The 23,251-nt window shown below is 43.4% G+C and carries 16 protein-coding genes and 1 other RNA gene; 7 read left to right on the forward strand and 10 right to left on the reverse strand.

Annotated features, from left to right (window positions below):
• Positions 1-40 precede the first annotated feature (40 nt).
• Complete coding sequence (locus tag B151_RS0104190; RefSeq protein WP_020402350.1) at positions 41-2,497, forward strand: penicillin acylase family protein; 2,457 nt, start codon at positions 41-43, stop codon at positions 2,495-2,497.
• 416 nt (positions 2,498-2,913) lie between these two features.
• Entirely contained in the window at positions 2,914-5,751 is a 2,838-nt protein-coding gene (locus B151_RS0104195; protein WP_020402351.1) for a M16 family metallopeptidase, read from the forward strand.
• Between the two features lie 64 nt (positions 5,752-5,815).
• On the opposite strand, the gene B151_RS17935 is transcribed toward B151_RS0104195, so the two are convergent.
• Positions 5,816-6,622 (reverse strand): M23 family metallopeptidase, encoded by an 807-nt coding sequence (locus B151_RS17935; RefSeq protein WP_020402352.1) that lies wholly within the window; start codon positions 6,620-6,622, stop codon positions 5,816-5,818.
• 60 nt (positions 6,623-6,682) lie between these two features.
• On the opposite strand from B151_RS17935, the gene B151_RS0104205 reads away from it, so the two are divergent.
• The 4 genes from B151_RS0104205 (at position 6,683) to B151_RS0104220 (ending at position 12,398) form a co-directional block, all read left to right on the forward strand.
• Positions 6,683-7,288 (forward strand): RNA polymerase sigma factor, encoded by a 606-nt coding sequence (locus tag B151_RS0104205; RefSeq protein ID WP_020402353.1) that lies wholly within the window; start codon positions 6,683-6,685, stop codon positions 7,286-7,288.
• A gap of 147 nt (positions 7,289-7,435) precedes the next feature.
• On the forward strand, positions 7,436-8,728 hold the full coding sequence (locus B151_RS0104210) for a hypothetical protein (protein ID WP_020402354.1): 1,293 nt from the start codon (positions 7,436-7,438) through the stop codon (positions 8,726-8,728).
• A 77-nt stretch (positions 8,729-8,805) separates the two neighbouring features.
• Positions 8,806-9,762, forward strand: coding sequence for a FecR family protein (locus tag B151_RS0104215; RefSeq protein WP_020402355.1), 957 nt, complete (start codon positions 8,806-8,808; stop codon positions 9,760-9,762).
• Positions 9,762-12,398: a TonB-dependent receptor gene (locus B151_RS0104220; protein WP_020402356.1), complete on the forward strand. Its 2,637-nt coding sequence runs from the start codon at positions 9,762-9,764 to the stop codon at positions 12,396-12,398. Before B151_RS0104215 ends, B151_RS0104220 begins: the two co-directional genes overlap by 1 nt.
• A gap of 7 nt (positions 12,399-12,405) precedes the next feature.
• On the opposite strand, the gene B151_RS0104225 is transcribed toward B151_RS0104220, so the two are convergent.
• Positions 12,406-12,792, reverse strand: a complete 387-nt coding sequence (locus B151_RS0104225; protein WP_020402357.1) for a RidA family protein — start codon at positions 12,790-12,792, stop codon at positions 12,406-12,408.
• A gap of 113 nt (positions 12,793-12,905) precedes the next feature.
• Positions 12,906-13,274: a transfer-messenger RNA gene (ssrA, locus tag B151_RS19855) on the reverse strand.
• Between the two features lie 116 nt (positions 13,275-13,390).
• Here ssrA and B151_RS0104230 point away from each other — a divergent pair.
• Complete coding sequence (locus B151_RS0104230) at positions 13,391-14,278, forward strand: DUF72 domain-containing protein (RefSeq protein WP_026166465.1); 888 nt, start codon at positions 13,391-13,393, stop codon at positions 14,276-14,278.
• Between the two features lie 360 nt (positions 14,279-14,638).
• Here the strand turns inward: B151_RS0104230 and arsB are convergent, their stop codons facing one another.
• The 7 genes from arsB to B151_RS0104270 form a co-directional block, all read right to left on the reverse strand.
• Positions 14,639-15,682 carry an ACR3 family arsenite efflux transporter gene (gene arsB, locus B151_RS0104240; RefSeq protein WP_020402360.1) on the reverse strand — a complete coding sequence of 348 codons (1,044 nt, stop codon included), beginning with the start codon at positions 15,680-15,682 and terminating at the stop codon, positions 14,639-14,641.
• Between the two features lies 1 nt (position 15,683).
• Entirely contained in the window at positions 15,684-16,133 is a 450-nt protein-coding gene (locus B151_RS17940; RefSeq protein ID WP_020402361.1) for a DUF6428 family protein, read from the reverse strand.
• Between the two features lie 51 nt (positions 16,134-16,184).
• On the reverse strand, positions 16,185-16,793 hold the full coding sequence (locus B151_RS0104250) for an arsenate reductase/protein-tyrosine-phosphatase family protein (protein WP_020402362.1): 609 nt from the start codon (positions 16,791-16,793) through the stop codon (positions 16,185-16,187).
• Between the two features lie 89 nt (positions 16,794-16,882).
• A complete protein-coding gene (locus B151_RS0104255) occupies positions 16,883-17,785 on the reverse strand; it encodes an arsenite methyltransferase (protein WP_026166467.1) in 903 nt (300 codons plus the stop codon).
• Positions 17,786-18,003: 218 nt separating this feature from the next.
• Positions 18,004-18,336 (reverse strand): ArsR/SmtB family transcription factor, encoded by a 333-nt coding sequence (locus B151_RS0104260; RefSeq protein ID WP_020402364.1) that lies wholly within the window; start codon positions 18,334-18,336, stop codon positions 18,004-18,006.
• 277 nt (positions 18,337-18,613) lie between these two features.
• Entirely contained in the window at positions 18,614-20,254 is a 1,641-nt protein-coding gene (locus B151_RS17945) for a T9SS type A sorting domain-containing protein (RefSeq protein WP_020402365.1), read from the reverse strand.
• A 34-nt stretch (positions 20,255-20,288) separates the two neighbouring features.
• The gene (locus tag B151_RS0104270) at positions 20,289-23,156 is read right to left on the reverse strand and encodes a TonB-dependent receptor (RefSeq protein ID WP_169332183.1); all 2,868 of its coding nucleotides are present in this window, start codon (positions 23,154-23,156) and stop codon (positions 20,289-20,291) included.
• Positions 23,157-23,251: the final 95 nt, after the last annotated feature.

Below are 23,251 nucleotides of genomic sequence, written 5' to 3' on the forward strand. Positions count from 1 at the left end.
TGTGTAAATTTGGGAACTGAATAAACCTCAAAATTCTGCCATGAATACGTTTATCAAACTGCTGATTTTCTTCCTGATCCTTATCCTTGGATTTGCCGGACTTGCATTCTACTGGACCTTCTATAAACCACTTCCGGATTATGAGGAATCTATTTCACTGAACGGACTTTCTGAACCGGTTGAAATCCATTGGGATGAATTTGGCGTACCTCATATTTATGCCAAGAACGAGCAAGACCTGTATTATGCTTTGGGATATGTGCATGCGCAGGATCGTTTGTGGCAAATGAATCTCACTCAAATTGCAGCAGAAGGCCGGTTTGCGGAGTTTTTCGGGAATGATGAAGAGCTCATTAACCTGGATAAATATCAGCGTACGCTGGGCTTTTGGAAGATGGCAGAGCAGTTGGTTGATACCCTGAATCAACAGGAGCGACAGGTTTTGGGAGCCTATTCAAACGGAGTGAATGCGTTTATAAACAACAACCGAAATCGGTTACCTGTTGAATTTTCATTAGCTGAAATTGAGCCTCTTGAATGGAATCCGATTCGTTCCATAGCGGTGAGCCGAATGATGGGCTGGGAACTGAATATGGGCTGGTGGAGTGAGGTCACCTATTCATACCTAAAAGAAAAACTGCCTCCTGCTCAATTCGATCAGCTGCAGCTTCGCTTTCCCGATACGGCTCCAACTACTCTAAATGATGAACAATCACTCGGATTGTCCTCTGCCTTGATGCCCATGTTAAAGCAGGAGATCAAAAAAAGAGAGTTGATGGAAATGGAAGGAACACATGTGGGCAGTAATGCCTGGGTTGTGGATGGTTCTAAAACGGAGTCCGGTTATCCGCTGCTGGCAGGTGATCCCCACCTTGGACTTGATATGCCGGGTAAGTGGTATGAAGTGCATCTTAATCTCAATGGAAAAAACGTTTCGGGAGCAACCCTGGCCGGAGTCCCGGCGATTATCATCGGACAAAATGATGATATGGCATGGAGTTTTACGAGTATTATGAGTGACGATACCGACTTCTTTGTAGAACAACAGGATCCGCAAGACCGCGGACGATATGTGGTTGATTCCCTCGAAAATGGGGAAGCAGAATATCAACAATTTGATCGCATCAGAGAGATCATCAAGGTGAAAAACGGTGACGACAGGTCTTTTGAAATTCGATATACCAAGCACGGCCCGGTGATCTCAGACATCTACCCGGCCGAAGACCTTACCGACAACAAGCTTATTTCTATGCGATGGACCGGGTATGAAATTACAAACGAATTACGCACGCTCTATAAAATTAACTGGGCGGATAATTTTCAGGATTTCAAAGATGCCCTGCCCTCATTTGGTGTTCCCGGTTTGAACTTTATGTATGGGGATACTGAAGGAAATATTGCCATGTATTCGGTAGCCAAATTGCCCATCAGAACCGGCGACCCCATTACAATGCGCCGGGGGTGGGATCCGGAACAGGACTGGCAGGGTTTCATCCCTCATGAGCAAATGCCTCGTGTCATAAATCCCGATAACGGATGGATCGCCAATGCTAATAACAAGCTTACTACCGACAGCTATCCATATTATATTGCTACTTTTTGGGAACCGCCAAGCCGTATTGAGCGCATCGAACAAAAGCTGACCGATGACAAGACTTTCACATACCGTGATTTTGAGGACCTTCAAAACGACTCATATTCTAACTTTGCCGCTAAACTCACTCCACAAATACTGCAGATCATTAAAAGTCAGGATGAGTATAATTTTGATCTTCCCATCTCATACCTCGAAAATTGGAACTTTGAGTATAGCCTGAGCTCCACGGCGGCTTCTATATTTGATGTCTTTATGCTGAACTTCACCAAAAATTCTTTGCTAGATGATTTCGGTGAGGTTGCATACAATAATTTTGTGCATTACGAGAACATACCTGTTCGTACCATGACGTCACTCATAAACACAGAGAGTCCTTTATTTGATGATACATCTACCGATTCGGTGGAAACCAAGGAAGACATAGTGATCAAAAGCATGCAGGATGCGATCCTCTTCCTGAGCGATTCTCTGGGAAGCGAACCTTACGAATGGCGGTGGGAGCAGCTTCATACGATAACCTTTGAACCTCCTCTCTTTGCGCAAGCCGCAGATGCCCCCGATGCTCCCTCTTCCCTTAAGTTGATCGTTAATAATTTATTGAGCAAAGGCCCGTATGAAGTGGAAAGTCACGGAATGAGCGTCAATAATGGACAATATAGATGGGAAAATCCATTTGAGATGGTCTTAGGCCCTTCCATCCGCCGTATCTCCGATCTGTCGGATATGAGTAAAAGCAAAAGTATACTCCCCACCGGACAATCCGGAAATCCACTTTCAGATCACTTCGGGGATCAAACCGAGATGTGGCTAAGCGGTCAATATCGTTGGTTATACCAAGACTCAATTGCTTTATTTCAGGAGTCTGATGTACGGACAATGCGGTTGGTGCCGGGGGAGTGAGAACATCGAACCTGCCTTTGCCGGCAGGCAGGCAAGGAACATCGAATATCGAACAAGGAACATTCACGTAAGAAGTTTTTTCCTTTGCTCCGTGTTGGTGCGGATTTTGTTGCCTTTCCTGACAGGAACCCATCCTTGTTCCTTCCCTAACGGACAAGTCCGCCAAGGAAGGAGACGCTTTGGTGAGTTTGATTTTTGGTTCAAACATATTTCTTTGTAATAATTTCATTTCAAGTAAATTATCTGAATCGGATAAACTATCACCATGGAGTCCTCTTTCCTTGCGGCGGTGCTTAGGTTTAGGATGCTTTCCAGGTGAGCCGGAGGGAAAAAGAGAGGGTTGCTGCGGTAAAACATTTACAAAACCATACCTTTACCGCTCTTATATTTCGTCAAACATTAATCACTTTACCATTATGAAATCACGCATTTCCCTCCTCTTCTCCTTTCTGTTGATTGGAGCTTTTTTGATCTCCTCCTGTGCCAAAAAACAAAATGAATTTTCGGTGGATTACGAAAAATTTACTTTGGATAATGGATTGGAAGTCATTTTCCATAAAGATGCTTCCGATCCGGTTACAGCGGTTGCCCTTACATTTCATGTGGGATCTTCCCGGGAAATTGAAGGTCGAACCGGTTTTGCCCACCTTTTCGAGCATTTGCTCTTTCTGGAATCAGAAAACCTTGGGAAGGGCGGTTTAGATAAAATGAGCTCTCGTATAGGCGGTTCGGGCGCCAACGGTTCCACCAGTCGCGACAGAACCAACTACTTTCAAACGGTTCCTAATGATGCCCTCGAAAAAATGATATGGGCCGAAGCTGACAAAATGGGCTTCTTCATCAACACCGTTACGGAAGCCGTTCTTGCCAAAGAAAAACAGGTCGTTAAAAATGAAAAACGACAAGGCGTTGACAACCAGCCTTATGGACACGCGAGTTATGTGGTAGATAAAAATTTGTATCCTAAAGGACATCCGTACAGCTGGCAAGTGATCGGTTCGCTGGAGGACCTCCAAAACGCTACCCTTCAGGATGTCAAGGATTTCTATAACCGCTGGTATGTACCAAACAATGCAACCCTGGTAATAGCCGGTGATTTTGATTTTCAACAAGCACGGGAATGGGTTCACAAGTATTTTGATGAAATCCCACGTGGTGAAGAGATTGAGCCGTTAGTTGATCAGCCTGCTTCATTGAATGAAACCCAAAGATTATACTACGAAGATAATTTTGCCCGTCTTCCCGAACTACGAATGGTATGGCCCGGTGTTGATCTTTATCATAAGGACGCCTATGCCCTCGATATTCTGACCCAGCTGCTTTCAGATGGCAAAAAAGCCCCGCTGTATAAAGTATTGGTGGAAGAACAGGAGTTAACCTCCAATATTTTCATGCGTAGTGGAAATTCAGAAATCGCAGGAGAAATCTCCCTGATTACCCGTGCCTATCCGGGAACAGATCTGAATAAGGTTGAAGCAGCAGTAAATGAAGCATTCACCCGTTTTGAGGAAGAAGGGTTTACGAATGAGGACTTACAACGGATCAAGGCAGGCATTGAAACGGACTTTTATGGCGGATTATCCAGCGTACTTGGGAAAGCATTTCAACTGGCTCAGTATAATATCTTTGCGGGCGACCCCGGTTATATCAATGAAGATATTCAGAAAACGCTGGCGGTCACCAAAGATGATGTAATGCGTGTGTATGAGAAGTATATTAAGGGACAGCCTTTTGTGGCAACCAGTTTTGTTCCCCGGGGGCAAACCGATCTGATTTTGGAAGGATCTGAAGAAGCCGAAGTAGTGGAAGAAAAAATTGTCGCCAATGCAGAAGGCGAACAGTTTACGATTCCCGAAGAAACCGAATACGAACGCACTCCATCCAGCTTTGACAGAACAGTTGAGCCTCCTTATGGAGAAACCCCAACACCTGCTATTCCTGAAGTTTGGGAGACCGAATTGGCCAATGGATTGGAAATCTACGGGATTGAAAATTATGAGCTTCCACTCGTAGAATTTGAGATCACCCTAAAAGGCGGACTGATGCTTGAGGACGCCAACAAAGTAGGCGTTTCAAGCCTGATGGCTGAACTTATGACCAAAGGAACTGCCAACAAAACGCCGGAAGAATTGGAAGAAGCCATAGACCTTTTAGGGGCTAGCATAAATGTGTATTCAGGTCCACAATCCATCACTATTCGCGGAAACACCCTGGCCCGGAATTATGATGCCACTATGGATCTTGTAGAAGAGATTATGCAGGAACCGCGCTGGGATGAACGTGAGTTTGAACTCGCCAAACAGAGTACGCTCAGCCAGATTGCCCAGCAAAGTGCCAACCCGAATAGCATTGCTTCCAACACCTATAACAAATTGCTTTACGGGGAGGACAATATTCTCTCCTTCAATCCGATCGGCACGACGACCTCCGTTGAGAATATCACCCTGGAAGATCTGAAAACGTACTACGAAAATTACTTCTCTCCTACTGTTGCAGATATGCACGTGGTTGGGGCTATCAATGAAAGTGAAGTTGTAAATTCGCTCACAACCCTTACACAGAAATGGGAAAGTAAAAACGTCACGATCCCGGAATTTGAGTTACCGGGTGCGCCTGAATCTTCCACGGTATATTTCTATGATGTTCCCAATGCCAAGCAGTCTGTACTTCAATTTGGCTATTTGGCCTTGCCGGAAACCGATCCTGATTTTTATAAAGCAAATATTATGAACTACAAGCTTGGTGGCGGTGGCTTTGCATCCCGACTGACCCAAGAGCTTCGGGAAGGAAAAGGCTATACTTACGGCATTCGATCCGGTTTCTCCGGCTCCGATATTGCCGGGCCTTTTACAATTTCCAGTGGCGTTCGGACGAATGTTACGTATGAGTCGGCAGCTTTGGTGAAACAGATCCTGGAAGATTATCCCAACACCTTTACCGATCAGGATCTTGAAAACACAAAGAGTTACCTGATCAAAAGCTCAGCCCGACAATTTGAAACATCCGGTTCAAAATTGAATATGCTGGCAAACATCAGCGCGTATGGCTGGGAACCGGATTACGTTCGGGATCGTCAGGAAATCGTCCAAAATATTACCAAAGAAGAAATTCAGCAGCTTGCCAGAGAATACGCCAATCCAGACCGAATGATCTGGTTGGTAGTGGGCGATGCCAAAACGCAAATGGACCGTTTGGAGCAGCTTGGTTTTGGTAAGCCGGTTTTAGTGAATGACTATTTCGAAGAAGGCCGGTAGAATATCGAATATTCAACAAGGAATATTGAAGAAAGAAGTGATTTATTATCCTTCAAATTCAACATTAGTAGCCGGTATACCTTTGGCCGGCTTCCAAAAGCTCGATGCCATTTACGGTCACAAACTTGACGGGGATGGAGATAAAACCTCCTCCTCGTTTTACTTTTTTGACGATAAAGTGAAGATGTGGTCCGGTTGAGAAACCGGTATTTCCCGAGTAGCCAATCAATTGGCCGGTTTGTACACGTTGTCCTACCTCAACTGCAACTCCTCCTTTTTTCAGGTGGCTGTAATCGGCAAAAGTCCCATCTCCGTGCATAATGGTCACATAATTGGCAAAATCCATCATTTCTTTCCTGGGGCCTCCTTTTGCATTCTTTTCCTCTAACTTCACTACCGTTCCGGCTCTTGCAGCATGAACCGGAGTGCCCTCCGGCATATCAAAATCCATGGCATACTGTAATTCTCCCTTATGAGAGAATTCCCCGCCATAACCCTGCATCACCAAAAAAGATGAACCGCTTTCAAAAGGTAAATGATAACTATAGGCATCATTATGCCGTGCATTGATATCTCCCATGTAGTAACGATATTTCGTTTTCAGGTTCCATGTCTTCTGTCCATTCAGGAAATCTAAACTCAACAACATTTTCTCACTTTCCGGAGATATCACTTCAAGTAATGGAAGCTTTCGGTCAGGCTTGAGATTCTTTGTATCAGCATCCAATTCTACCGTAACCGGATATATATTCTTGTTCTTTCCGTGAAGTTCAATCCGGTCATCTTCTTCTACCTGGTATATCTCAACAGTCCCATCGTCCTGAGAAATGAAAGCTGCCAGCAGAAACAAAATGCTCCAAAATATCTTCATTCTTATATCCTATTCTTATTCTTTGGTATCTTTGTAAAATTAAGACCTAAAAAAATTCACATGGATGTATTCATCATTCACTTACTGCTGATCCTTAGTGCTTCTATCCGTGAGGAGTCTAACGAAACAGAGCTGTATTTAAAAATTAAAAACGGAGACCAAAAGGCTTTTAAAGCCTTTTTTGATGCACATCATAAAGAATTATTTAGATTTCTGATCTCCAGAGGCGTTGCAAAAGAGTCTGCCGAAGATCTCATTCAAAAAGCATTCATATACATTTGGGAACACCGGTCCGCCATTGAAGAACAAAAATCACTGCGTTCATATCTATTCAGAATAGCTTACACCCGGATGCTGAATTTATTTCGGGATCATGAAAAATTTGACAGAGATGAAGAGATTCAGGACCTGCATGCCACAGATCCACTTACCCAAGCCGATAACAACCTTCATCAAGCCGAATTAAAAAAAGCGATAGATAATGCCATAACAGCCATGCCGGAAAAACGACAAAATGTATTTCGGTTGTGTTTTCTGCAAGAGTTCACCTATAAAGAAGCTGCCGAATTTCTTGAAGTATCTGTTAAAACTATTGAAAACCATATGACTCTTGCACTGAAAGATCTCCGTACCACCCTTTCAAGAGCTGCCAAAGATTACCTGTGATGTGCATCGGCCCAACGTTTTAAACGGGTATTCTAAGAGTCAGCTTAGTCTGCCCTGTTTACTTATTCAGAAAAAAAGTAATATTTGATTAGGGGAACTTTGTTATTCATGTGTAATAGCAGTGAACACATAATCAATCAAACCATTATGAAAGCACTATTCAAAAAAATTCCTACTCCTTTTTTACCCCTCATAACCCTTGCAGCTATCATTTCCGCTTGTACTCTTGGAGAAGTTCCCGAAGAGATCAACCAGGAACTGACAGCAGAAGAAATTGAAGCAGCCAGCCAAATCATGGGTGAAGCCCTGTCAGATGATAATGACGGAGTCTTTTCAAGCTTAAATGATGCCTTAACTACCGTTTCTTCTTCCGGTTTTGGATCTGACTCCCGCATGAAAGATGATGATGACGACGATGACGAAGATGATGACCGTAAAGGCTATTCCGGCCGTGGCGGTGAAAGAAACTATCAGTACAATTACGATGCCAAAACCGGGACGCATACGATACAGTTTGAACGCACGGTTGATAAAGAGAACTTCCAAAAGAATCTGACAGCAGTACTTACATACGTATTTACTGATATCAACGGTGAATTTATTGCAGCCCCAAGAATGAACCGGGAGCGTATCGAGAACATTGATTTTACCTCAGACAAAAATGGAACCACACAGAACCGTTTTAGAAGTTCAGAGTTTGCCAGGGCCGATACTTTTTCTGTAACAGGTGTAAGCAGTGCTACCACCGTTATGACTATAGATGGAGTGCATTATGGTAATGGTACCGTAAACGGAGTGACCGGAAATGGTGATACTTTTGAAAGATCCTATGTTAATGAGATCAGTTTCCTTGATATACAGATCAACAAAGACTCTGTTGCCCAAAGCGGTTCATTGGCGAATGGTGTAACCGGTACCCTTAACTACGAATTGACCATTTTCCGCAGTACAAACGGTAATGGCTCCTCTAAAACCATCACCGGTACTATAGAAATGAATGGTGATGGAACAGCCTTGCTCAAATTTGCCAACATCAATCGATTGTTCCGCGTTAACCTCAGTTCCGGTTTTGTAACGGATGAAGATGATGAACTGGAAGCAACCGTTGCCGCCGTCGATACTTTAAATCAAACGGTAACTCTTGATAATGATATTGTAGTTGTGATCACCGGACGAACAGAAGTGGAAGGTGATGACGAGCTCGAATCGCTTGAAGCCGTTGCTATGGCTCTGAGTGCCGGAAAAGCAGTGAAAGCTGAAGTGGAAGGATATCAGAATCCAAACGACAGCTCAGAGTTTATTGCCGATGAGATCGAATTTGAATATTCAGACGACGGTGATGACGACAGTGATGATGATGACAGTAATGACGATGACGATAACGATGATAATGATAATGATAATGATGATAGTGATGATGATAGTGATGATGATAACTAACCAAAAGATATAGCACAATTCTTCAAACGTCACCGAACAAGCCCATGACGGGTTTGTTCGGTTTATCCTGATAAAAGATGCCAAAGACCCCTGACATATCTCCCAACGATAAAGACCTGATCCTTGCAAAACAGATAGGCCGGACTTTACCTGATATTGACGAGTTAGATGCCTCTTCTGATCCTCTTTTATCTACCCTTTTAGCATATAAAACCTCCTCGTTTAATGAATTTGTAGAAGCTGATACTGCCTCAATATGGAATGCCATTTACGGTCAGATCAATCCTGAAAAAAGAAAAGGACACATATTTTCCTTATCTCCAAAGTTCCGGGGGTATGCAATTGCGGCCACAATATTATTAGCTGCTTTCCTGGGGATATTCTTATATCAAAATTTAACCCAGCCCAGGCTCATCGCGGAAAGTAAGGGTTCATCAAAAGTAGTAACTCTCGCAGACGGATCCGAAGTAACCCTTCGTCCCTATTCCGAATTATATAGCATAAAGCAATCATCTCATTTGGAATCTTATAAACTCAAAGGAGAGGCTTATTTTAAAGTTGTTAAGCATTCCGGCCGTACCTTTACGGTAAGAACTGATCTTTCTGAAGTACGTGTTTTGGGAACCCGTTTTGTGCTCAGCAATTGGGGAAATGCCTCTACGGTTTATCTGCAGGAAGGTCGAATCCAATATACTTCACTGGAAAGCCGGGAATCGGTTGAGGTATACCCCGGACAGTCTTCAACCATCGATCAAAACAACAAGATCCAGATAGAAGAAGCTAATGAAACTCAATTCACAGACTGGTTGAATGATGAGCTGGTCTTTGAAAATAAGCCTGTCAGAGAAGTATTCAGCGAACTTGGGCAGCATTTTAACATTCGTGTTACCTCAGATCAGTCCATACTTAATGAAAACCTTAGCGGTTCCATACCATTGGATGATCTTGATTCCGTGCTTAAAGACCTCGAATTGGTTCTGGATGGCACCTTCAGCAAAACCGGGCCAACCACTTATTCCTTCACCCCCAACTAATGAAAAAATTACAGCGGTTTATTTTTTGGGGATCACTGATATTTATTTTCATCCCACAGCTCAGTAAAGCTCAATATAACTTTCAGGATGTTCCGGTCCTTCAAATTTTGGATGAAATTGAAGAAAAGGACGGCTACCGCATCCTGTATCGGGAATCTCAGCTGGCTGACATCTCCCTGTCATTTTCTGCAACCTCCTCTTCTCTGCTTCAAACCTTTACAGCGGAACTTGCACGATACAATGTTTCAGTTGAAACAGACACCGCCAGAAAACAAATTGTACTATACAAGACTAATAGAATTTCCAGCCAGAATATTCTTATTTCAGGTCAGGTTGTGGATGCTCTAAGCGGTGAACGACTTCCATATGCCACTGTTTTTTGGGAAAGAAATGGAGCTGTGAACGGTGTGGCCTCTAACTCTTCAGGAGTATTCCGGGTCGAAGACTCGTTCCGGGAGAAAACGATTGTATTGAATGCCTCTTTTCTTGGGTACGAAACCAACAAAGTATCACTGGATCTCTCAAAAAATACGGTTTTCAAAGATCTGACGATTCGTCTTCAGCCCACAACCCTGCAAGCCAACGATCTGATCGTAACAGGATTTTCATTTCCTGTGCTGTCTGACAGTATCTACCGAAATTTTGTAAATGCAGGTGTACTGAATCCACTTGGAGAAAATAACATAACCAAAGCGCTGCAATCTTTGCCCTCAGTTTCAACAGGTCCGGCCTTAAATAACGGAGTACATGTCCGGGGAAGTTCTGCCGATGCCACTCATATTATGCTGGACGGAATTACGATATACAACCAAAGTCACCTGTTTGGCCTGCTCGACAGTTTTAACCCCAGTGCACTTAAAACTTCCGGCTTTTTCTATGATGTCACGCCGGCTCAGTTTCCATCCTCTCCCGGAGGTACGCTTTCGTTACTAACCAAGACAGGTTCCCTGAACGATCTTAGCGCCTCAGCCGGATTGAGCAATACTTCTTTCAATGCAACGATGCAGGGGCCTATTTCACGAGGTAAAAGCAGTTGGCTGGTCTCAGGACGTACTTCATATATGAATGCCCTAAACTGGTTTCAAAATGATCAACTGATCGCTTTTGGATTGAATGTGGATCGGCCTAATAATCTATCCGAAACAGTTTCTGATCTTGAATCGCGGTTAGTTTTTCCCGGAACTTATGATGCAAACTTCTTTGATCTGCACAGTAAGTTATACTTTGAATTCAAGAATGGAAGCCGATTGATAGCAGGAGCTTATTATGGTGCTGATGATGTGTCGCAAAATGCAGAACGATTTGTTCGTAATTTTGAACCGAGCACCCCCAATCAGCGGTTTGCACGAGATGAGGTTGAAACATTGAACAGCTGGGGAAATTTCAGTTCAAGCCTTTCCTTTAAATCACCCGTTTCAAGCCGGCTTTACAGCAGTATTTTAGCCGGTGTTAGTATTTATAATTCGGAATTCAGTAAAGACGATTTTGTCTATAACCGGGTAGAACAGAGTGGCAATCGGTTTGAAGTATTTACCTATCCTCTGAGAAATAAGAGTGTTTTTAATGAAATTAAAATAGATCAATCCCTTGACCTTATTTTACCAAACACTCAATGGGTTTTTGGAGCTTCCTATCAATACTTTATGGGGGAATATTTCGAATCCTCTTTTGACCGTCCGGGATACCTAACCACATTTCGGTCTGATCTATTCGATCTTTATGCACAGATGGATCTCACTTCATTTAAAGATTTGGATATACACATCGGATCCCGGCTACACTATTATACGGACGGCGATTACCTGTATTACTCACCACGCATTAAGCTGAAGTTTTTCAAAAACAGAGATCTCTCATTTGGACTGGGATACAGCCGAAACTATCAGTTTACGCACCGGCTTTCCTTTTATAACGTAAGCAGTCCGGATGTATGGGTCATCAGCTCACGGGAACAGGCTCCCACTTCAGCTGATTACTTCAGCGGAGGACTTTATTTTAAGCCCGCAAGCAGTACCATATTTCAAATAGAAGGCTACTTAAAGAACCTGAGCAACGCGCGTTTATTCGATATAAATGCCCAAACTTTAATGAATGGTTTTAATGCCTCACCATGGTTCTATGGAAACAAAGGGACGGCCAAAGGAGTGGAAATCCTTCTTAAGAATCGATTCAAGAAATTCAGTATAACGAATTCCTATGCCTGGACTGAAGCAACTTTCAGTAACCCAAACTTATTTAACGGGGAATCTTTCTACGCAGAATGGGATCGTACGCATAGCATCAACATCATAGTTGATTACGAGATCATTTCCGATCTTAATCTTTTTTTGGGGTTTAATTGGTCGACAGGAGTACCAAACCGGCTGTATTTTTTAGAGGTTGAAGAACAGGAAAGACTAGATCCTTACCGCCGTGTTGATGCCGGTCTGGAGTATCAGTTGAAAATCAATAATGCCCGAATGGAGTTTAACGCCTCAGTATATAACCTTTTTGATCATCAAAATGACTGGTACCGGGAACTCAATTTAGTTATTGACACTTCCGCTCCCATAAACAGGCGACGCATCAGTTCTCAGGCAATAGATGTGTATGACCTGGGGTTTCAGCCCTCCTTTAATGTGATGGTGTGGTTTTAGCTTTCATTTATTCTTCCAACACTGCATCCACTTCAATCTCTACCAATAGATCCGGGTGAATGAGTTTAGAAACTTCAACCAAAGTAGCCGCAGGCTTCACCTTCCCAAAAAACTCTTGATGTGCCTTTCCAAAAGCTTCCCATTGATCTATATCTGTAACGAAAGTCCGAGTCCTAACCACATTTTCCAGTGATGCCCCTGCCTTTTTCAGCGCCTCTTCAATATTCAAAATACACTGTTTGGTTTGTCGGTAGATGTCATCTTTTCCCACTACTTCGCCATTTTTATCAATACCGGTAGTCCCCGAAACAACGATCAGGCCTCCAACCTTGACTGCACGACTATATCCAACAACATCTTCCCATTCTGCACCGGATGAAATATTTATTCTCATATATAACTCATTTACATTCTAAAAAAGCTTATGCCTTAAATTTATCATTTACCTGAAATCCCCCAAACAAAAAAAGCCAACCTGAATAATTCTCAAGTTGGCTTTAAAAAATTTAGTGGAGGTGCGGGGAGTCGAACCCCGGTCCGAGAAGGTAGACCTGTTAGTATCTACATGTTTAGGCACTGATTATAATTTCGCCGAAAGCCGAGCCCAGTACCTAAGCGACTTCCAACTATTCTGTTTTAGTTTCACGCAAATGCGACAGAAAGCACACTTACGCTATCCTGTCTTGTATGACGTCCGGGCTGGCAATGACAGGCACTTAACCAGCGGGACGGCTTAGTCAGTCTATGCTGCTAAGCGGTATGAGTAATTATTGTCAATTACTTTTGTTCCATAATGATTGTTATTACGAGAATCATTGGACAATCTCGACATGCAACCAACGGTGATACTCAACCCGTCGAATCCAGAACACCCCCATTACGTTAATGAACTGATTCAAATATACGAAGAATTCCTGCCAATTTTAATCTTGGATGATGTTGAATTCTCCAATACCTTCGATAAGAAAAAACGAACAAAAATCGATCTAAGTATGAAGTTTGGTAAAGTAAATAACCCCGGTGAAATTGATTTCACCCTCCCTCCTGATCATCCCGATACTCTAAAAATCCTTAACCAAAAGGGCAGCGATGGCTTTGAGGCTTATGTGGGATGCGCGAAATGGAATAAATCGGATCTAAAAGGATTTTATCCCCGGGGCACTAAAGACGAACTTGAATATTACTCCCGACAGTTTAATTCTATCGAGCTGAATGCTACGCATTATCGCACTTATGGACCTGATCAGGCTGAAACCTGGGCAAAGAAGACGCCTGACCATTTTAAGTTCTTCCCAAAGGTAGTCAATAGTATTTCTCATTTTAAACGGCTGAAGGGAATTGAGGCTCCGCTTGAAGAATATCTGCATGGTATGCGCGGTTTTGGAGATCAGTTGGAAATGATCTTTCTGCAGCTGCGGGATGATTTCAAACCAAAGAATTTTGATCGTGTTCAGCGACTCGTGGAAATCTGGCCAGATGACATTCCCCTCGCTATCGAACTTCGCGACAGCGATTGGTTTGAGGATCAGGCTGTTGCGGATCAGCTGTATCAACTTTTTGAGGAAAATAAGGTAGCTAATATCATAACCGATACCGCCGGACGCAGAGACTTGCTACACATGCGGCTCACTTCTCCGGTAGCTTTTATCCGATATGTCGGTGCCAATCACGAATCCGATTATACGCGTTTAGATGACTGGGTTGAACGACTGAAATTCTGGAAAGACCAGGGATTGGAGAAGCTGTATTTCTTTGTGCATCAGAATTTGGAGAAGGAATCGCCGCTGCTCTCAGCGCATTTTATTAAAAAAATTAACAAGGAGTTAGGTACAGACCTTGGACTTCCGGGTGAAGGCGGACAAGGTGACCTCGGACTATAATTATTCGATTATCTGATTTTGAATCTCCTTTTATCACGTTACGAAGGTCCATCTTCGTAACGCAGTCCCGGAAGCTCCTGCTTCCAGTATTCTTTGGCCATTTGATTGCCCAACCTCCGATATCCATCTAAACTTTTATATCAACCGGGCGGAGGTTTTTCTTTATGATCTTTTTGACACCGGGTTGAAACCCTGGGCTATTATTTCGGTCGTCCCTATCGGGACTTTTTTCTAACTCATGAACTCTACCATAATACTGCTGGAAACCTTTTGTCATCAGAAAGGGACTTTCACGGAATTTGTCTTTCCCCACAACCAAATCCATGAAATCACAAAATCCGTACAATCCGCAATTCACGTTTAGGATACACCACCAAATCTCCTGTTATTTGCAAATCTGACGAGCGAAAGCATGATCGGGACTTCGATCAAAACGCCAACTACGGTTACTAAAGCTGCGCCAGATTGAAGTCCGAATAGTGCAATAGCCACAGCAACAGCCAGTTCAAAGAAATTACTGGCTCCGATCATGGAACCGGGCGCACATACCTGGTAGGGCAGACCAATCTTCTTGCCGCCATACCATGCCAATGCAAAAATAAAATAGGTCTGGATGATCAAAGGAATAGCAATCAGCAAAATATCTATAGGTTGATTGATGATCCGTTCTCCCTGGTAAGCGAACAACAGGATCAATGTAATTAGTAAAGCTGAAATGGAAACCGGCTTAAACCTTGGAAGGAATTTAGACGTGTACCATTCTTTCCCTTTTTGCCTGATCGCTATCTTATGCGTCAGATATCCGGCAACCAGCGGAATGACGACAAATACAATAATAGAAGCTGCCAGCGTATTCCAGGGAATGGTGATATCGGTAATACCCAGCAATAACCCCACAATCGGGATGAATAGGATCAAGATGAGCAGATCATTTACCGAAACCTGAACTAGTGTGTAATTCGGGTCACCGTCCGACAAATAGGACCACACAAAAACCATGGCGGTACACGGAGCGGCTCCCAATAAAATCGCCCCCGCTATATATTGGTCGGCCAATTCGGGTGTGAGCCATGCAGCATAGATCTGATCAAAAAAGATCCAGGCAAAAAAAGCCATTGTAAAGGGTTTGATGGCCCAGTTTATGATTACGGTCCACACTACGCCTTTTGGAGCTTCTCTGATCTCTTTGAGGGATGCAAAATCAACCTGAAGCATCATAGGGTAGATCATCAGCCAGATCAAAATAGCGACCGGAATATTCACTTTGTAGATCTCCCATTCGCTGACGACCTGGATAGAATCCCCTGCCAGATAGCCCACACCGATCCCAATTGCTATGCAAAGCAGTACCCAAAACGTGAGATACCGCTCAAAAAAGTCCATCCTTTTTTCTGATTTACTCATCTTAACAGCAAGCTCCCATTTTTGTCGCTTCAAGATTTAACTTTGGCTTGCAAGCTGTTGGTTTTACCATCAATACAACATTCACTTCTTCACCATTAGACTCAATTTCCCTGACCGAATACTTGATTGTGGGGTGAACCGTATCTCCAAACTCAATAAAAAGTTCAGCATCGTCTTTAAAGTCTATTTTCTTTCCAACGATTTCAAAGATCTGCAATGCCTTTTCAGTTCTCCATTCCGCTACATCTTTTGAGGCTTCATTGATCCAAAGCTGAACCACGGTTTCAACATACTGATGCATATTTCCTTCACAATCCACAGAATCCACATTGTGATTTTGAATCTCGGTGATATGCAGATCTCCGGAAAGTTTGGTTTGATCCGGCAGGGTGAATTGTAAGTCCTTGGCAGTATTCGATACCAGGTTTTGAATAAAAGTTGATGTGTTCATTTGATCGTATTTTTGCGATTATTTGGTGTAAATTTTTTTGTGTTATGGATGTTAGACCATACTCATCATATAGAACATTTCTTTTGCTATTTGCGCGCATCTCTCATCATAAATCTCTGCTTCCTGATCCGTGCCATCTGATTCTTTGGGATCTCGATAGGTTATGGGAATCCGGAATTCAGCGCCCGGTACAAACGGGCAGTTTTCATCCGCATCCGAGCAGGTCATAATGGCTGCAAAGTTTTTATTTGGATTGATCTCGTGATCAAAGGTTTTCGAGAAACAGATTAATGCGTCCGCCTCTTTATCAAATTTGACCTGATATTTCGGATTCTCTCCACCAGGATTTTCTACTGCAAATCCGGCTCTTTCCAAAGCAGCAATAGCCCTTGGATTGAAGGCCGTGGCTTCGGTTCCGCCTGAATAGGTTTCGATGTCATCAATCCCATAATAATTTGCTGCAGTCTGAGTCCATATCTGTGCGAGGTGGCTTCGCCGGCTGTTGTGTGTGCAGATGAAATTGAGTTTGACGGTTTCACCTGATTCTTGTTTTGAGCGAATATAATCCGTCAGTTTTGCCAGATCTTCTTTTCTTTCGGAAGAGATGGAATCAAAATTAGCTTCCAGCTCGGTGATGTATTTCGTTAAATCTTTGTACATGTTCTTTAGTGATATTTCTTACAACCGTAGGGGTAATTCATGAATTACCCCTACGGTATTGCATATTAAATGTCAGCCAAAACTATTTGTTAACAGCACCCTGAGCCAGGTTCACAAAATCCTGCGCTTTTAGATCCCAACATAGTGACAGCCTCTTTCTTGGATGCTTCCTCTCCCACTTTCTGAGCAAAAACCGTGATGCTATAAATTCCATTTCCTCCATCATTGAATGAGGCGATCTCTTCCTCAGTTAGATACTTACTTAAAATATCCGTAGGAATATTGATGGCTTTTTCTTTTTGAATAGTAATGTTTTCAAATCCAGCTTCTTTGATATACTCGAGATAAGTTTTTTTTTGGATAGCTCCGGCTACGCATCCGGCGTACATTTCAGCATCTTCCTGCAATGCTTCCGGGAGCTCACCTTCTAACACAATATCTGAGATGCTGAAATGTCCGCCGGGCTTAAGCACCCTGAAAATTTCTTTAAATACTTTGGGTTTATTTGGAACCAAGTTCAGTACACAATTACTGACAACTACGTCGGCAACGCTATCTGAAACCGGCAGTTCTTCAATATCCCCAAAACGAAATTCTACATTGTTGAAGCCAAGCTTTTCGGCATTTTCACGAGCTTTTTTAATCATCGGTTCTGCAAAGTCAATACCCAGAACTTTACCCTTCTCTCCTGTTTCGTGGCGAGCTACAAAGCAGTCGTTGCCGGCTCCCGAACCCAGGTCAATAACGTAATCCCCTTCCTGGATCTGGGCAAATTGTGTGGGAAGCCCGCAGCCTAAACCAAGATCTGCATCAGCATTGTAGCCTTCAACTTCACCATAATCGTCCGTCATAATATTATAAACTTCCTGGGATGATCCACCGGCTCCGCAGCAAGATGATGCGTTATAATCTTTGGATTGTTCGCTGATCTCGGAATATTTTTTACGAACCGCTTCTTTGAGTTCTTCGGGAGATTTTGTTTGCGTTTTCATTTTGATGATTTCATTTGTTGTAATTTTATCTTTGGAGACTTTGTTGCCCAACCTCCGATCTGCATTTAGACAATTCAACATTCGGGCGGAGGTTTTTCTTTAGGTTGCTCCTAACCCGGGTTTAACCCGTGGCTATTATGTAGTTCGTCCCTAACGGGACTAATTTATTCTCGTCGTATATCACTTGTAATTCATGTTGATCAAATTTTCCATTAGTGTTAACAGCAAGAGGAATCGGGAATTGAAATTTCATTTATCATGGCTTCCATCACGGATTTGAATTCGGCAAGATTTTCTTCATCAAAACAGTAGCAGGTTCGCACCCCCTCTATTTCTCCTTTGATAATGCCGGCCGATTTCAGCGCTTTTAAATGCTGAGAGATCGTGGACTGGGCGAGGGGTAATTCTTCGGTGATGTCTCCGCAATAACAAGCATTCGTTTTTGCTAATATCTGCAAAATGGCAATGCGTGCGGGGTGAGATATTGCCTTGGCAAACTCCGCGGCTTTGATTTGTTTTTCGTTAAACAATTGTGCTTTTGTGATAGCCATGATCGTATATCGTAATTTTACGATGAAAATAAACTGTTTTCACTATCAAATCAATGTATAGTTAAAATATTTTAGTGGAATATACGTGTAGTCCAAGCGGAGGCTTGAATTAGGTTGGGGAATTCCATCAATTAGATTCCGCATCCGCGGGAATGACTTACCGGACTAAATCTATAAAACAAAAAAAAGAAAGCTCCGATATCATCAGAGCTTTCTTGATCAGCACACCTCACAGTGATGTGAGACGTTTATGTTGTGAGTAGGAATCTACTTGCTACTACTTTATAAGAGACATTTTTCTTGTGAGTGCTATGTTGCCGCTGGTCAGCCTGTAGATATAAATACCACTTGAAAGGCTGCTTGCATTGAAGTTCAGCGTTGACATCCCCGCAGAGAACATTTCACGATTTGCCAGTGTAGCCACTTCACGGCCCAACATGTCGTACACTTTCAGCGTTACTTCCTGCGCTTGTGGCAGCGTAAAGCTGATCTGCGTAGTTGGGTTAAATGGGTTAGGATAGTTTTGGTTGAGCTTGATAGAGGAAGGAAGATCGATATATGTCTCCTCTTTTGTATCCGTTACCAACCCTTTGCCCAAGAATCCATAGGCATCAAGTGCAGTCCATCCAGCGAGCCAGTTTGAACCGTCAAACGCACCTGCATAGTTAACATTCTGGAACCAGCCATCACCTACACTTTCAGCCAATCCATAAACAGGGCTATCTGGATTTGGGCGAGGATCCAACCCGCCATCAGCAGAGCGAGAAATCCCTCTAAGCTCGGGATCTATTGCTGAGTTGCTGTTAGCGTTTAGCATGGTGGCTTCATAGGCATTTGTAGCCATTTCATCGAGTGTGCTTCCCGTTCCAAAACTGAAGAAAATGCTGTTAGTTATGTTCAGGGAATCGGCTTCAAGTCTGGCTCTGGAGTCAAAGAAATCTACTCCATCTACATCTTCCACACGAAGCGCATTTCCGGGATGATCGGTAAATACCGAGTTTGCATACAACGCTCCGGTATTATCGCGAAACTCAAGCATTTGTCCCGGATCTCCGGATGGAGTTGCAGTCACTCCCGGACCTATATAAGTGGCATTAGAGATCACAGGATAAGCAAATGGCGTTCCGGTTTCATCTCCACCGGCTCCATCCATTTCTGCAGAACGTCCGGCTTGATCGCTGTCCTGAATCACAAACCAGAACTGTCCTTTTCCACGGAATCCCTGATCCCAGTCAAAAGCATCATCATTATTGAAAGCAGACACTAAATACTTGGTGTTCACCGTACCGCCAAACCATTCGTAGCCNTCATCNCCNGANGCNAANGANTCNACNTATTCNATNGTNGTNCCNGCTCCNACNCCACCNANAGTNANTCCCTGGATCTCNTTACCTGAACTGGAACCAATNTTAATCCCGGTATGACGAATGGAAACGTAGCGCAAAATTCCGGAATCGTCCATATCATCGGTTCCGCCATAACCTACCAAAGCAGGATCGTCGGTGATTTCATTTACTCCTTCGATAGTTGCTTCTACGATATTGTTTGTGGAAGCACGGCCAAGTATGATCACTCCGCCCCACTCTCCTACATCGTCTTTGGTAAGCCCTTCATCATTCTCGGCAGTAAAGATGATCGGGTTCTCAGCAGTTCCTTCTGCAAAAATGCGGGAGCCGCGAGTAATTACAAGTCCGGATGCATCCAAATCTTGTCCTTCAGCTCCGCGAACGGTGGTTCCGGCTTCGATATAAAGATCGGCGCCATTGGTTACGAAGATCATGCCATCCAGCAGGTATTCGTTATCGGCGGTCCACTCGGTGTCGGTGGTGATATTTGAACTCACAGTCACTGTTGTCTGCGCCATCGCGAGGAATGACATCGACAAAAATGCTGCAATAAGTAGCGTTGCTTTCTTCATTTGTACGTTTGGTTTTTTGATTTATGTGTTGGGTTTAAATTTTATACTTAATTCCAATTGAGAAAGTCTGACCACGCTTGTAGCGCTGGTAAAAGTATTCATCGCCCTTAAATCGTTGAGATTCCACAATATCCGGATTAAGGAGATTGCTGGCCTTCAGGCTGAGTTCAAAGTGTGTGCCGATTGTCTTATTAGCCGTAAAGTTCAGCGATGGATACCCTCGTTCGTAAATATCCGGTGTGGCTCCTTCTGCAACAATGGAGAGGCGGTCTCCAAAATAATTGTAGCTTATGGAAGATTTGAGCCCTTGGTTGGGGTTAGAGTATCCCAGGTCGAGATTAAACAAGTAGGGTGACTGCCCCTGTAATTCCCGGGATGATTCTGCATCAGGATGAGCGTTTCGAATCACCGTGAGTTCCAATTCTGGAATATCCACTTCAGAACGAACCAGTGTAAGGTTTGAACCGAATGAGAAATAGCGGAAGGGATCTGCGATGAAACCGAGGTTCTTGCGAACTTCAAACTCAATCCCATACACTTTACCTTGATCTACATTTTGGATGGAAAGAGCATCGTTTCCAAGGTCAGTTCTGATGACTCGTTCCAATGGATTTTGCAGCTCTTTGTAGAATCCACTAATAGCAAAGATCTCGCCGGGAGCCGTGAAAAATTCCCAGCGCACATCGTAATTAGTAATCAGAGTTCGGTTAAGCTCAGCATTCCCCTGGAATAATAATCCGCCCACAAAATCAAAAGTAATATAAGGGGCAAGTTCCCGGAATGTTGGTCGTGCAACTGTTTGGGTATACGCTGCCCTGATGTTCATATTCTCAGAAAGGCTTAAAATCCCATTTATCGATGGCAGTAAATCTGTATTGCGAAGTATTCCTTCTTGCATGGAAGTATCCTGGCTGACCACATTGATACTGGCATCTTCTAAACGTACACCGCCAACCAGTTTGAACCAATCGGTAAGGGGCAGCTCCGTCATGATGTAAGCAGCATTCACCTGACTTTCTGCATCATAGTTACTTCGGGGCGCTGAAGCATCTTGAACATAGTTTCCAAACTGAGGCCGACCACTACTGCTGTATCCAAGAATTCCCAGGGAATCAAAAAATGCGTCCTCATTTCCCCCAACATCATTCAAAGTGAAATTGGTATTGTCGGTATAAAAATCGAATCTGCGCTCAAGGAATTCACGATCTACATCTACGATACTCCCCCCAAATTTTAAGTTGGCTGAATTCTGGTTGAAGGACGCAAATGGAATGGTTATATCTACTCCGGCAGTTCTGTTTCCTTCCTCCAAATCACGATAAAACCGGCCAGGGCGCTGGAAGTTATTGGTTGGGCTGGAGTGTAAAATTGCCCCGGATGGAAAGGTATCTACCTGCGTGGTAAAATAACGCAGATCCGGTTCATCCTGAATATTGGTTGCGGAAGAAGCTTTCCATTCGATAGTGGTTTTCAGAAGGTCTTCGAAGTAACTTTTTCCGCTTAGTTGAAATGAAGTCAGGCTTCGTTCTGTGTACTGAATTGTGCGGGTTTGAAAAAGAGCATCGGGAATATCAACCTGGAAACCTTCTAAATACCGGCCGGATGCTTCACCACTTTGGGTTCTTAGAAAACGGGCTGATACTTTGTGATTGGGAGTCAATCGATAAGAAAGTGAGGCCATTCCACCCCAATCAACAGTGCGCTGTCCTCTGATATCTTGCACATCGAGCCTTCTGAAAAGCTGCTCTGAGCTATCAAAATTACCAACCAGATCATAGCGGGAAACTACTCCATCGTTATAACCTGAATAACTCTGACCATATGAAAAGCTGGCGGTATAGCCCAAGTCTTTACCAAACACCGGAATTTGATTACCAATAGAGAATCCATAACTCTGATTCATCGTCGATTGCTGTTCTCTCGGACGAAATTCGTTATTGAAAGCCTTAGATAATCGATCCAACGTTTCTGCAGCATCGGGATCATTGCGCGTATCTCGTAAGGTTGGAATCTCTTTTCCTGATGATAGATAATCGCGTACCTCTTTAGGAATATCACGTCTTCCCCCATCAAAACCGAGGAAATCGGTATCACTGGCTTCACCAATTTTCAACTCACTAAAAGAAGCCATAGTGTTAAAACCGGAGGAAGCGGAAAGTTGAAAAGAAAATTGTTCAGGAAAATCTTTGGTAGAAATATCTACAAGTCCTCCACTGAAATTACCGGGTTTATCCGGAGTAAATGTTTTTAAGGTGACGATATTCTCCAACAAGTTACTTGGAAACATATCGAGCTGGAAGGACTTCCGGTTGGGATCTGCACTTGGTAACTCTGAACCGTTTAGATGCGTGCTTGTATAGCGATCTCCAAGTCCTCGAATATACACGTACTTACCATCTACAACAGAAGCTCCAACTACTTTCTGAAGCGCTCCAGCTGCATCTCCACTACCTGAGTTTGAAATGGATTCAGCAGAAATGGCATCGCTGAAGGAAATGGATTTTTGGCGCTGACGAAGTAGTCCTGCTTCGTTATCCAGAACGGCTTCGGCAGTGATGATTACATCACCTAAGTCTTCCGTTTCGGGTTGTAAAGCCAGGTCTAATCTTGTTACCTGACCTGCCGTAACTTCGACACCGGTAATGGTTTGCTTTTGAAAAGAGACATAGCTTGCGTTCAGGGTATAAGTACCGGGAGCAAGGTTTTTTATGGAATAGTTTCCATCAAGGTCGGTGGCGGTTCCTGTAGCGGTTCCCTCCACCATAATGTTAACTCCGATCAGAGTTTCGCCGGTTTCGGCATCTACAACGGTACCTGAGATGGTACCTGTTTCTTGCGCTTTCAGGTTATTAGTCAAGGAAAGCGCAAAACAAACGAGTGCTGATAATATGTGTTTTTTCACGTGTGCTGAGTTGTTTAGTTTTGCGTTCAACATGGTGATGCAAAACTAAAACTCAGCCTTTTCCGTACTGTTAAGCCGGAGTTATGCTTTCTTTA

Source organism: Gracilimonas tropica DSM 19535 (assembly GCF_000375425.1).
In the GTDB taxonomy this organism is placed as follows: Bacteria; Bacteroidota; Rhodothermia; order Balneolales; family Balneolaceae; genus Gracilimonas; species Gracilimonas tropica.